Source organism: Bacillus sp. FSL L8-0654, from assembly GCF_038629965.1.
Taxonomy (GTDB): domain Bacteria; phylum Bacillota; class Bacilli; order Bacillales; family Bacillaceae; genus Bacillus; species Bacillus safensis.
In genome coordinates this window covers 634,882-647,697 of the sequence record NZ_CP152026.1, presented here as the reverse complement: position 1 = coordinate 647,697, position 12,816 = coordinate 634,882, and the positions used below count along the sequence as shown (strand labels likewise).

The window sequence follows — 12,816 nt, the reverse complement described above, 5'->3', positions numbered from 1 at the left end:
CCCCTTAATGTTTGAAATGTCTAACGCCAGTGAAGACCATGGCGATGCCGTATTCATCTGCTTTTTGAATCGATTCTTCATCACGAATAGATCCGCCTGGCTGAATGATCGCTGTGACGCCTGCCTTTGCAGCAGCTTCCACTGTATCGCCCATTGGGAAGAATGCATCAGAGCCTAGTGCGCTTCCTTTTGCCTTTTCACCTGCTTGCTCAATGGCAATGTTAGCTGAGCCCACACGGTTCATTTGACCAGCACCGATCCCTGCTGTCATTTGATCTTTCGCAAGGACAATAGCATTTGATTTCACATGCTTGACGACTTTCCAAGCTAGCTTTAAGTCTTTCCATTCGTCTTCTGTTGGTTCTCTTTTCGTTGGAATAGAGATGGTTGCTTCCTCTAATCCGTACGTGTCAATATCCTGAACAAGCAGTCCGCCATGGACACTTGTCAGCTGCTTTTCCTTTTTCCCGAGATCCGCTTCTACATCTAATGTTAATAGACGAAGGTTCTTTTTCGCCGTTAACACGTCAAGGGCTTCTTGGCTGAACGATGGGGCGATGACAATTTCTAAGAAAATCGTATGCAGCACCTCAGCCGTTTGTTTGTCTACTTCACGGTTAAGTGCCACAATGCCGCCAAAAATAGAAGTTTCATCTGCCTTGAATGCTCGGTCAAATGCTTCTGCAATCGTTTCTCCTGTGCCAACGCCGCACGGGTTCATATGCTTCACAGCGACAGCTGCCGGCTCCGTGAATTCACGTACAATTTGGAGTGCTGCATCTGCATCTTTAATATTGTTATAGGAAAGTTCTTTTCCATGTAATTGCTTTGCAGTAGCCAAAGAACCTTTGGCTGGAAGAGCATTTTCATAGAAAGTCGCCGCTTGGTGCGGGTTTTCTCCATAACGAAGGGATTGTTTTTTCTCAAACGTGACAGTGAACTGCTCTGGCTCTGTTTCGCCCACAAAGTTTGTTAAGTAATCCGCAATCAGAGCATCGTAAGCAGCCGTATGACGGAATACCTTTGCAGCGAGCTCACGTTTTTTCTCGAGTGACACGCCGCCTTCTTTGATTTGCTGGATGACTGTATCATAGTCACGAGGATCGACAATCACTGTGACGTCTTGGTGGTTTTTTGATGCCGCACGAAGCATTCCCGGTCCGCCAATATCAATGTTTTCAATTGCTTCTTCATATGTCACATCGTCTTTTGAAATCGTCTCTTTGAATGGATAAAGATTCACGACAACAAGATCAATCGGCTGAATGCCATGCTTCTCAATCTGTGCCATATGCTCATCGTTTTCTCTCACTGCTAAAAGCCCGCCATGAATGTTCGGGTGAAGTGTTTTGAGTCGTCCGTCCATGATTTCAGGGAATCCAGTGACTTCTGAAATTCCAATGACATCAATGCCGTTCTCTTGAAGAAGCTTATGTGTACCTCCAGTTGAAATCACTTCAACGCCAAGTTCTGTTAATTCTTTCACAAAAGGTACAAGATTCGTTTTATCGGAAACACTGATTAATGCGCGTTTGATCGTCATGCCTTCGTCACCTCATTAAGATAATTCTAAAAGTGATTTGATCACTTTTGGATATAGTGTGTGTTCTAGTTCATGCATTCTTTTTTCAATCGATTCAAGCTCTTCCCCTTGTTCGATATAAATCGCGGCTTGGTCAATAATCGGGCCGGTATCCATACCTTCGTCGACAAAATGGACAGTGATTCCTGCCACTTTGACGCCTGCTTGAAAGGCTTGTCCAATGGCATCCAGTCCTGGGAAGGCTGGCAGCAAGGACGGGTGGATATTGACAATTTTCCCTCTGAATGCTTCAAGTAATGTCGGACCAATCAGTCTCATATACCCAGCAAGGAAAATCCATTCCACTTCATGCAGCCTAAGCTGTTCAATGATCGTTTGTTCAAAAGCGGCTTTATTCGGAAAAGCCTTCGGGGTAAAGGCAAAGGAGGGAATGCCCTCTTTCTCAGCACGCTCCAGCACCTTTGCACCCGGTTTATCACAAATCACAATGGCGGCCTCTGCCTGCCACTGTTCTTTTTTTAATGTATCCATAATGGCTTGAAAATTCGTCCCGCTTCCAGAGGCGAAGATCGCAAACTTCTTCATGAGAGGCTTCCACCGCCGAATGTGACACCTTCTCCTTTTTGAACACGGCCGATGAGAAATGCTTTCTCTCCGTCTTCTTCAAGTCCTCTGATCACTTCGACAAGGTCATCTTCTTTTACCGCTAAGACAAAACCAATGCCCATATTAAACACGTTGAACATTTCTTCTGCCTTTAACTGTCCTTTTTCTTGAATAAAGGAGAAAATTGGCGGTACTGGCCATGAGCCGTTATCAATCTCAACGCCAAGCCCTTCAGGCAGCATACGCGGTAAATTTTCAATAAAGCCGCCGCCTGTCACATGTGCCATGCCGTCAATCTTGCTGGCTTTTACTTGTTTGAGAACAGGCTTCACATAAATTTTGGTCGGTTCAAGAAGCTCTTCTCCAAGCGGTCTTGTAAAAGGTTCATACGTTTGATGCAGATCCAGACCAGCGTCTTCCAGCAATACTTTACGAACGAGGGAGTATCCATTGCTATGAATTCCGCTTGAGCTGAGTCCAATAAGCAAGTGCCCCTCTTTAATGCTCTCTCCTGTCACGATTTCATCCTTTTCAACGACGCCTACTGAAAAACCAGCAATATCATATTCATCTTCTGTGTAAAGACCCGGCATTTCTGCTGTTTCTCCGCCGACAAGCGCTGAACCAGACTGCTCACAGCCGTCAGCCACACCTTTGACGATTGATTCAATTTTTATCGGATCTGCTTTACCAACTGCTAAGTAATCTAAGAAAAAGAGCGGCTCTGCCCCTTGTGCCAGCACATCGTTCACACACATTGCCACGGCATCAACACCGATCGTATCGTGTTGATCCATTAAAAAGGCAAGCTTTAATTTTGTTCCGACACCATCTGTTCCTGAGACAAGAACGGGCTTTTTGTATGGCAGCTCAGATAAATCAAACATACCGCCAAATCCGCCTAGAGCACCCATGACGCCTGCTCTTTTTGTACGTTCTACGTGTGTTTTCATTCGTTTGACGGCTTCGTATCCTGCTTCGATGTCGACACCGGCGTTTTTATATGCTTCTGACATCCCATTCACTCCTTTTAGCTGCTTCTCTTCCATTTATTTTCAGCAGAATGAAAGAGCAGCATATCAAATCATCTTGACTGCTGCTCCTTTATTCGATTATTTCGTCAGTGCTGTTTCCTTCACATGCGGAAGAACAGTATCTTCATAAATTTCAGTCGGGTATTTCCCAGTAAAGCATGCTAAACATTGACCGCGCTGCGGATCATCATACTTCCTGCCAATCCCGTCCATTAAACCGTCTACAGATAAAAATGCAATGGAGTCTGCACCGATTTCCTGTCTAATTTCTTCCACTGAATGAGAAGAAGCAATCAGCTCTTCATGTGTGGACGTATCAATTCCATAAAAACATGGATGTGCGATTGGCGGTGAACTAATGCGCACATGGACTTCCGTCGCACCCGCTTCTCTTAGCATCGTCACAATGCGGCGGCTCGTTGTTCCGCGTACGATGGAATCATCCACCATCACGACACGTTTTCCTTCGACGACCCCGCGCACAGCAGACAGCTTCATGCGCACGCCCTGCTCACGCAATGCTTGAGACGGCTGGATAAAGGTACGTCCGACATAACGATTTTTAATCAAACCGAGCTCATACGGAATACCTGTTGCTTCGGCATATCCAATTGCTGCAGAAATACTCGAATCTGGAACACCTGTCACGACATCTGCTTCGACATGCGCTTCCTCAGCAAGCTTTTTGCCAAGGTTCTTTCTCGCACTATGCACGTTGATGCCGTTGATATTGCTGTCAGGTCTTGAGAAATAAATGTATTCCATGCTGCACATGCTACGGTTAATGTTCATGGAGAAGCGTTCAGATTTCATGCCTTCATCATTAATGATCAGCATTTCGCCAGGCTCCACATCTCGTAAATACGTGGCACCGACAACATCAAATGCACATGTTTCAGAAGCAACCACATACGCGTCCCCAAGCATACCAAGTGAAAGCGGACGTAAGCCGTTCGGATCAAGTGCCACAATCATTTCTGTTTCCGTCATAATTAAGAAAGCATATGCGCCTTTAAGCATGGACAGGGCATTTTTGATCTGCTCTTTCAATTCAATATATCCGCTGCGCTTAATTAAATGAGCAAGCACTTCAGTGTCAGAAGATGTTTGGAATATACTCCCCTGGTTCTCTAGCTGCTGCTTTAATTGCGTTGCATTCACTAAGTTCCCATTATGAGCAAGGGCAAGACTGCCGTTGTTTTGCGAGCGGAAGAAGAGGGGCTGCACATTTTCAAAGCCGCCTCCGCCTGCTGTCGCATACCGAACGTGTCCGATCGCTCCTTTGCCTTTCAGATCCTTTAGCTCACCGTTTTGAAAGACTTCCGTAATCAGTCCAAGGCCTTTATGTGCCGTCAGGTTTTCACCATCTGTTGCAATGATTCCCGCACCCTCTTGTCCTCGGTGCTGAAGGCTATGCAATCCGTAATATGTGATTTGCGGGGCTTCTTCGTGTCCCCAAACCCCAAAGACGCCACACTCTTCGTTTAAGCCTCTGATTTCAGCAAGCATGGGATCGCTCCTTTCCATGCACGTTCAAGCTCGTTGACCGCTGCATGAATCCATTGTTGTCCTTCTTGATTTTTGACAGTGAATACACCATCATTTGTGACCGTTCCAACTTCTTTCGCATCTTTGACAGCCGCAGCAAACGCTTCGCGGTGCTCTGGTTTCACTGTGACGACAAAACGTGACTGTGTTTCACTGAATAATGAAGCTTCGCTGTTTAAATCAATTTGGACATGAGCGCCAAGACCATCTGTTCCAAATGTACTTTCAGCAAGTGCGACACCAAGACCGCCTTCAGACACATCGTGTGCTGATTGAACAAGTCCGTTTTGAATCGCAGCAAGAAGGGCTTCCTGACGAGTGAGCTCGACATCCAAATCAATTTCCGGTGCTTTTCCGTAAATACGGCCTTCTGTCATCTTTTGAAGCTCACTGCCTGCAAATTCTTCCTTCGTCTCACCTATGATGAAAATCACATCGCCAGCCTGCTGGAACGACTGCGTCGTAATATGAGCTGTGTCTTCGACCAAACCAACCATTCCAATGACTGGTGTTGGGTAAATCGCTGTTCCATTTGATTCGTTATATAAAGAGACGTTACCACCGATAACTGGTGTGCTTAGCTTGCGGCATGCTTCGCTAATACCGTCAGCAGATTTTTCTATTTGCCAGAAAATTTCTGGTTTCTCTGGGTTACCGAAGTTCAGGTTATCTGTTACTGCAAGCGGACGAGCGCCTGAGCACACAATGTTGCGTGCTGCTTCTGCCACTGCGATTTTCCCGCCGACTTCTGGATCAAGGTAAAGATAACGTGCGTTACAATCGGTTGTCATCGCAAGGGCTTTTTTCGTTCCGCGAATTCTTAAAACGCCCGCATCAGAGCCTGGTGCAACGACTGTATTTGTCCGAACCATGTAGTCATATTGATCATAAACCCATTCTTTACTTGCAATTGTTGGCTGCTGAAGGAGCTGCTTTAACGTGTCGGCTGCATCTGCGATAGCAGGTGCTTCCACTTTTGTTTCTAAAAACTCACGATAGTATGCAGGCTCACTTGACGGCTTGTGATAAACCGGCGCTTCTTCTGCAAGTGCATCAACAGGAAGCTCACATACCACTTCACCTTGATGAAGTAAACGAAGCATTTTATCGTCTGTCACATGACCGACTGATACCGCTTCAAGATCGTATTTTTCAAAAATATCAATGATTTCTTGTTCACGGCCTTTTTCAATGACCAAAAGCATTCTTTCTTGAGATTCAGACAGCATCATTTCGTATGCGGACATGCCTGTTTCACGCTGCGGTATGAGATCTAGATTCATCTCGATACCAGAACCTGCTTTACTCGCCATTTCAGCACTTGAGCTTGTTAAGCCAGCCGCTCCCATATCCTGAATTCCAACGAGTGCATCGTTTTTGATGACTTCAAGGCACGCTTCAAGCAGCAGTTTTTCCATGAACGGATCACCGACTTGAACAGCTGAGCGTTTTTCTTCTGATTCCTCAGAAAATTCCTCAGATGCAAATGTTGCACCGTGAATCCCGTCACGTCCCGTTTTGGCACCAACGTACATGACCGTGTTGCCGACACCTTTTGCCTGCCCTTTTTTGATGTCCTCATGGTTGATTAATCCAACACACATCGCATTTACGAGCGGGTTGCCTTCATAGCTTTGATCGAAATGAACCTCTCCGCCGACTGTTGGAATTCCGATACAGTTTCCATAGCCTGCGATCCCTGCCACTACTTCTTCAAACAAGTACTTCACGCGCGGTGAAGTCAGTTCACCAAAACGAAGAGAGTTTAATACAGCAATTGGACGCGCACCCATGGAGAATACATCACGGATAATTCCGCCGACACCTGTCGCCGCTCCTTGATATGGTTCAATCGCAGATGGGTGGTTATGTGATTCGATTTTAAATACAACCGCTTGGTTGTCTCCAATATCAACGATTCCAGCGCCTTCCCCAGGACCTTGAAGGACGTGCTCTCCTTTTGTCGGGAATTTGCTTAAAACAGGCTTTGAGTTTTTATAACTGCAATGCTCTGACCACATGACAGAAAAAATGCCCGTTTCTGTGTAGTTTGGCAGCCTGCCAATAATGGATTCGATTAAAGCGAATTCTTCATCACTCAATCCCATTTGCTGATACAATTTCTCTTCTTTAATTTGCTTGTGACTTGGTTCAAGCAGTAGTGACATGAGTGTCCCTCCAATTTTTCACGATAGATTGAAACAATTTAAGTCCGTCTGCGCTGCCTAGTAATGAATCAACTGCGCGCTCAGGGTGCGGCATCATGCCGAGTACATTGCCCTCTTCATTCGTTACACCTGCAATACGATTCACACTGCCGTTAATATCGTCTCCATAAGTGAAAGCGATTTGGCCGCGTTCAATGAGCTTCGCTAAAGTGTCTTCGTCACAGTAGAAGTTGCCTTCACCGTGCGCTACAGGAATCGTAATGGATTCGCCTTTTTGATAACCGCTTGTAAATGGCGTTTCGTTGTTTTCTACAATGAGTTCAACTGGACGACAGATAAATTTCAAGTCTTTATTTCGTCTCATCGCACCCGGAAGAATGCCAAGCTCCTGAAGAATTTGGAACCCGTTACAAACACCAAGAACAGGTTTCCCTTCCTCAGCTGCTTTTTTCACCGCCGGCATGATGTTTGAGAAGCGGGCGATCGCACCACATCTTAAGTAATCCCCATAAGAGAAACCGCCTGGTACGAGTACACCGTCAAATCCGTCAAGACTCGTTTCGTCGTGCCATACATATTCAACTTGTTCACCTAGCTCATCTTGAATCGCATGGTACATATCGATATCACAGTTAGAGCCAGGCAAGACGATCACTGCAAACTTCACTGTGCGACAACCTCCTCCACCTCATAGCGGTAATCTTCAATCACCGTGTTGGCAAGTAATTTTTCGCACATTTCTTTGACGACTGTGTCTAAATCACGATCTGATTTTTCAATGACAAGCTCCATGTATTTCCCAATACGGACATCCTTTACTTCCTGATAAGACATGCTGTGCAAAGCGTGCTGCACGGCACTTCCTTGTGGATCAAGAACGCTCTCTTTTAAGCTGACAAAAATTTTCACTTTATACATGTTTATGGCCTCCAAGTCTTTTGAAAATTTCTTCGTATGCATTCGTTAAGCCGCCCAGGTTTCGTCTGAACACGTCTTTATCAAGCTTTTCGTTTGTATCTTTGTCCCAAAGCCTGCACGTATCAGGTGAAATCTCATCAGCTAGCAAAATACGATTCTCGTGATCTATTCCGAATTCAAGCTTGAAATCAATTAAATTCACATGGCAGTCTGAGAAAATTTGCTTTAACTCTTCATTCACTTGTCTTGTGATTGTTTTCATTTCCTCGACCTGCTCTGGTGTCGCTGCATCTAAAATGCGGATATGATCTTCTGTAATGAGCGGATCACCGAGTGCATCATCTTTGTAGTAGAACTCAATCAAAGGTGTGTCCAGTTTTGTTCCCTCTGGAATGCCGAGGCGTTTTGACATACTGCCTGCCACTACATTACGTACAACCACTTCAAGCGGAACAATCTGCACCTTTTGAATGAGCTGCTCTGTTTCAGAAAGACGTTTCACAAAGTGATTGTTGATCCCTTTCTCATGCAGCATTTGAAAGATTAAGCTCGAAATTTCGTTGTTCAGTCTGCCTTTACCTTCGATTTCGGCTTTCTTTTCGCCGTTAAATGCTGTAGCTGAGTCTTTATATTCGACATATAAAATATGCTCGTCATCGGTCTGATAGATTTTTTTCGCTTTGCCTTCGTAGAGAAGTTCTTGTTTCACAGTCATTCAGGTTGGCCTCCTAATTTGAATGTTGGCAATTTTCAGGATTGGGCGCCTGGTAAGCAGGCGGCCCATTTCTTACGCAAGACCTAGACGTTCGAAAATCATATCGACATTTTTCAAATGATAGTTGTAATCGAAGCAGTCAGCGATTTGTTCAGGTGTTAAGCGTGACGTGATTTTTTCTTCTGCTTCTACTAATGAACGGAACGGCACTTGTTTCTCCCACGCTTCCATTGCCTTTGGCTGAACCGTGTCATATGCCTCTTCACGTGCCATGCCTGTATCGATTAATGCAAGAAGAACGCGCTGTGAGTAAATTAAGCCAAGTGTGCGGTCCATGTTGCGCTTCATGTTTTCAGGGAAAACCGTTAAGTTTTTCACGATGTTTGAGAAACGGTTGAGCATATAGTTCAGTGCAATCGTTGCATCTGGTAAAATGATGCGCTCAGCAGATGAATGAGAAATATCACGCTCATGCCAAAGCGGTACATTTTCATAAGCTGTCAGCATATATCCACGAATCACGCGGGCAATTCCCGTCATATTTTCAGAGCCGATTGGGTTACGCTTATGCGGCATCGCTGATGATCCTTTTTGTCCTTTTGCAAAGAACTCTTCTACTTCACGTGTTTCACTCTTTTGAAGACCACGAATTTCAACAGCAAATTTCTCAATGCTCGTTGCGACTAAAGCTAGAGTAGCCATGTAATCTGCATGGCGGTCACGCTGCAAGGTTTGGGTTGAAATTGGTGCAGCTTTGATGCCAAGTTTCTCACATACATATTGCTCAACAAACGGGTCGATGTTCGCATATGTGCCAACAGCTCCAGAGATTTTGCCGTATTCAATACCAGCTTTTGCTTGTTTAAAACGTTCTAGGTTACGCTTCATTTCCTCGTACCAAAGACCAAGCTTCAGGCCAAATGTTGTCGGTTCAGCGTGTACACCGTGTGTACGGCCCATCATGACGGTATATTTGTGCTCTTTTGCTTTTTCTTTTAGTATGTCAACAAATCTCTCAATGTCCTTGAGCAGGATATCGTTCGCCTGTTTTAATAGATATGAAAGCGCCGTATCCACTACGTCTGTCGATGTTAACCCGTAATGAACCCACTTTCTTTCTTCTCCTAGAGATTCAGATACAGCACGCGTAAAGGCAACCACGTCGTGGCGCGTGTCCTGTTCAATCTCTAAAATACGTCCAATATCAAAGCTTGCATTCTTGCGCATGGTCACAACATCTTCTTTCGGAATGACGCCAAGCTCTGCCCAAGCTTCACAAGCGAGAATCTCTACTTCAAGCCATGCATTAAATTTGTTTTCCTCTGTCCAGATTGCTGACATTTCTGGTCGTGCGTAACGTTCGATCATTTCCCGTTTCCTCCATCTCTTTCAGTCCATATCTTTGTGATGTTTGTCATCCACTCATCATCGAGCTGTTTCATAAACGTCATATGCCCCATCTTGCGGCCGGCTTTTACTTCATGCTTTCCATATAGATAAAGCTTCGCTTCTTTGAGAAGCTCAGGATGCTCTTTTGGAATGTCCACTTCATCGCCTAATAAATTCACCATCATTCCCTCTGACAAAAGGGCTGTACCGCCAAGCGGCAAACCACATATAGCGCGGACATGCTGTTCAAACTGACTTGTCTCACATAAATCGAGCGTGTAATGACCAGAATTATGCGGGCGCGGTGCCAGTTCATTGACGAGCAGCTTTCCGTCATTTGTCAGGAACAGTTCTACAGCAAGAGTACCAACCAGCCCCAGCTTTTCAGCCAGTGTTGTTGCCAGTTCTTTCGCCTTCTCCTGAATGCGGTTCTCTACCCTTGCAGGCACAATGCTTTGGAACAAAATATTATGCTTATGAATGTTCTCAGCGACTGGGAATACTGCAATCTCTCCATGAACAGAACGAGTAACGATCACTGATAGCTCCATTTGGAATGGAACCCAGCTTTCTAAAATACAAGTTCCATGTGTGAGCAGTGCAGCTGCTTCCTGAAGCTGTCCTTTTTCTTTCATGACGTACTGTCCTTTTCCGTCGTAGCCGCCTCTGCATGTTTTCAGCACAGCTGGCAAACCGAGCACGTCCACTGCATCTTCCAGCTCTTTTTCATCATGAATGATGCGGTAAGGCGCTACTTCACAGCCTGCGTCTACAATTCCTTCTTTCTCGGTCTCACGATTTTGAGTTAGAAGAAGAAGGTCGCTTCCTTGTGGTAAATAGGCTTCTTCCTTCAGCTGATTGAATGCATCATAATCAATATTTTCAAACTCATAAGTCACCACATCGCTGATTTCTGCCAGCTTTCGAATCGCTTCAAGATCACTATATGCGGCTGTGATTTCTTTATCGGCAACCTGTCCGCAAGGAGATTGTGCGACTGGATCTAGAACTGCTGCCCGGAACCCCATTTGCTTTGCGCTGACAGCCATGTATCTGCCAAGCTGTCCGCCGCCAATGATCCCGATGGTTGCGTTTGGAAAAATGGTCTGCTTAGCCAAGCTGATCACTGCTTTCTAGTACAGTCTGTTTTGTCTGCTCTCTTCTTTCTTCAAGACGAGATGCGACCTTTTCATCAAATGCTGAAATCATTTGTGCGGCAAGAAGGCCTGCATTTGTTGCACCTGCTTTGCCAATTGCTACTGTAGCAACTGGTACACCGCCTGGCATTTGAACGATGGATAATAAGGAATCCAGCCCGTTTAGTGCTTTTGATTGTACAGGCACACCAATGACCGGCAGTGTCGTTTTTGCTGCGACCATCCCCGGTAAATGTGCTGCGCCTCCAGCACCGGCAATGATGACCTTTAGTCCTTTACCTCTTGCTTCAGTCGCATATTCAAACATCAAGTCAGGTGTCCGGTGTGCGGATACCACCTGTTTTTCATACGGAATGTTTAATTCCTCTAAGATGTCGCACGCATTTTTCATTGTTTCCCAATCAGATGTACTTCCCATGATGACACCTACAAGCGGCTTCATTTTGTCCCCACCTTTAAGCTGTTATTCGATTTTGTATCGTTTGACACGCTTCCCAAACCTAAGCAGCTTGTCAAACGCCGAACAAAAAGACCCGGTCTGTATTGCAATGTTAGGAAGCAACACAAACCGGGCCATGGTAAGCGCTGTTCGCTTTTGAAACGCCATGTCAGTTTTGTTCACTATCCTGCATAGTCCAGTCATTTACGGTAACTGGGTAGAAACTTATGGGCCATATTCCCAAGATTATATGAGGCTCGTGTTTTGATTTCATGTTTATCTTAACAACGGATGTTCATGATGTCAACGGATTTATCGAACAATCTATGAAGTCGTCGTTTTAATGTTCGGATTTAGACTATTTTTCCTTCAAATACGATTTTTTTCCCAATCGGAATGATCTGAATCGACCCATTTTCCTTCTTTTCTTGAAAAATCGGTTCCTCCATTCGACGGACAGGCGAGTAGCCTTCCGCTGCCATCTGGGACAACACTTGATCAATCGTCATGTTGTCTTCCACATAGAATTTTTTCTTCTTTGGTTTTGCGGTCATTCTTTAATTCTCCTTTTCTTCACAGCCTTCACCCAGAAGCCGCCGTGAATCGATTTGGGCTCATATGAAATGATAAACGCCTTTGAATCCAGCGTCTTAATCGTTTCATATAATTGCAGTTCATATTTCCTCGGTGTTAAAATTTGCAATGCTGTCCGGTCTCCTTCAAGACCGCCTGCTACCCAGCTGGTGACACCATATCCTTTTTCTCTCAATTGTCTTGGGAGATCGACATCCAATTCTTTTGTGATTACGTTAACAGTTGTGTAGCCAAGTGCCAGCTTCTCTTCAATTTTCATCCCGACAATGATCCCCATTCCATAACCTAGCGCATACGCAATGACATTTTGTATTTGATCTAAGTTATCTAGAACGATACTTAACCCAATGACATAAATGAGCATTTCGATCGTACCCGCAAAAGCAGCTACGTACCGTCTGCCTTTCATTGTTAAAATTAAACGCATGGTGGAAAAAGAAACATAAACAATATTAATCACTAAAATGATTAAAACCATGGTGAACGCATTGGATAAAAGTTGTTGAAGCACGATTCGAACCCCCTGCACTAAAAAATCAAATAAAGCACCCCATATTCTACTAGAGAACATACCTTGATACAATCAAATTTACGCGATCAAAACACATATATCTTTCGACAACAAGGATGGTGTTTGTTACCAAGAGTTTACCCGTTTTTTTCTCTTCTCAACATGAAAACCCCCTTTTTCAAAAAAGGAGGTTT

General features: G+C 44.8%; 13 protein-coding genes and 1 riboswitch. All 13 genes read right to left on the bottom strand.

Going from position 1 to position 12,816, the window contains the following annotated elements:
* Window positions 1–4 precede the first annotated feature (4 nt).
* Window positions 5–1,543: a bifunctional phosphoribosylaminoimidazolecarboxamide formyltransferase/IMP cyclohydrolase gene (gene purH, locus MHH65_RS03230; RefSeq protein WP_025092624.1), complete on the bottom strand. Its 1,539-nt coding sequence runs from the start codon at window positions 1,541–1,543 to the stop codon at window positions 5–7.
* A 15-nt stretch (window positions 1,544–1,558) separates the two neighbouring features.
* Window positions 1,559–2,128 (bottom strand): phosphoribosylglycinamide formyltransferase, encoded by a 570-nt coding sequence (gene purN, locus MHH65_RS03225; RefSeq protein ID WP_268413480.1) that lies wholly within the window; start codon window positions 2,126–2,128, stop codon window positions 1,559–1,561.
* Window positions 2,125–3,165, bottom strand: coding sequence for a phosphoribosylformylglycinamidine cyclo-ligase (gene purM, locus MHH65_RS03220; RefSeq protein ID WP_280806484.1), 1,041 nt, complete (start codon window positions 3,163–3,165; stop codon window positions 2,125–2,127). Before purM ends, purN begins: the two co-directional genes overlap by 4 nt.
* Before the next feature lie 96 nt (window positions 3,166–3,261).
* Window positions 3,262–4,692, bottom strand: a complete 1,431-nt coding sequence (gene purF, locus MHH65_RS03215; protein WP_280806485.1) for an amidophosphoribosyltransferase — start codon at window positions 4,690–4,692, stop codon at window positions 3,262–3,264.
* Window positions 4,668–6,899, bottom strand: coding sequence for a phosphoribosylformylglycinamidine synthase subunit PurL (gene purL / locus MHH65_RS03210; RefSeq protein ID WP_335350997.1), 2,232 nt, complete (start codon window positions 6,897–6,899; stop codon window positions 4,668–4,670). Before purL ends, purF begins: the two co-directional genes overlap by 25 nt.
* Entirely contained in the window at window positions 6,883–7,566 is a 684-nt protein-coding gene (gene purQ, locus MHH65_RS03205; protein ID WP_024426699.1) for a phosphoribosylformylglycinamidine synthase subunit PurQ, read from the bottom strand. The genes purL and purQ overlap by 17 nt, the downstream gene beginning before the upstream one ends.
* Window positions 7,563–7,817, bottom strand: a complete 255-nt coding sequence (purS, locus tag MHH65_RS03200; protein WP_003214349.1) for a phosphoribosylformylglycinamidine synthase subunit PurS — start codon at window positions 7,815–7,817, stop codon at window positions 7,563–7,565. The genes purQ and purS overlap by 4 nt, the downstream gene beginning before the upstream one ends.
* Window positions 7,810–8,532, bottom strand: a complete 723-nt coding sequence (gene purC / locus MHH65_RS03195) for a phosphoribosylaminoimidazolesuccinocarboxamide synthase (protein WP_024426700.1) — start codon at window positions 8,530–8,532, stop codon at window positions 7,810–7,812. The genes purS and purC overlap by 8 nt, the downstream gene beginning before the upstream one ends.
* A gap of 72 nt (window positions 8,533–8,604) precedes the next feature.
* Window positions 8,605–9,900: an adenylosuccinate lyase gene (gene purB, locus MHH65_RS03190; protein ID WP_024426701.1), complete on the bottom strand. Its 1,296-nt coding sequence runs from the start codon at window positions 9,898–9,900 to the stop codon at window positions 8,605–8,607.
* Window positions 9,897–11,039, bottom strand: a complete 1,143-nt coding sequence (gene purK / locus MHH65_RS03185; protein WP_024426702.1) for a 5-(carboxyamino)imidazole ribonucleotide synthase — start codon at window positions 11,037–11,039, stop codon at window positions 9,897–9,899. Before purK ends, purB begins: the two co-directional genes overlap by 4 nt.
* Window positions 11,032–11,520 (bottom strand): 5-(carboxyamino)imidazole ribonucleotide mutase, encoded by a 489-nt coding sequence (purE, locus tag MHH65_RS03180; protein ID WP_024426703.1) that lies wholly within the window; start codon window positions 11,518–11,520, stop codon window positions 11,032–11,034. Before purE ends, purK begins: the two co-directional genes overlap by 8 nt.
* Before the next feature lie 169 nt (window positions 11,521–11,689).
* Window positions 11,690–11,791: riboswitch (purine riboswitch) on the bottom strand.
* A gap of 79 nt (window positions 11,792–11,870) precedes the next feature.
* Window positions 11,871–12,071: an NETI motif-containing protein gene (locus MHH65_RS03175; RefSeq protein WP_012009137.1), complete on the bottom strand. Its 201-nt coding sequence runs from the start codon at window positions 12,069–12,071 to the stop codon at window positions 11,871–11,873.
* Window positions 12,068–12,622 carry a DUF2179 domain-containing protein gene (locus MHH65_RS03170; RefSeq protein ID WP_098676690.1) on the bottom strand — a complete coding sequence of 185 codons (555 nt, stop codon included), beginning with the start codon at window positions 12,620–12,622 and terminating at the stop codon, window positions 12,068–12,070. The genes MHH65_RS03175 and MHH65_RS03170 overlap by 4 nt, the downstream gene beginning before the upstream one ends.
* Window positions 12,623–12,816 lie beyond the last annotated feature (194 nt).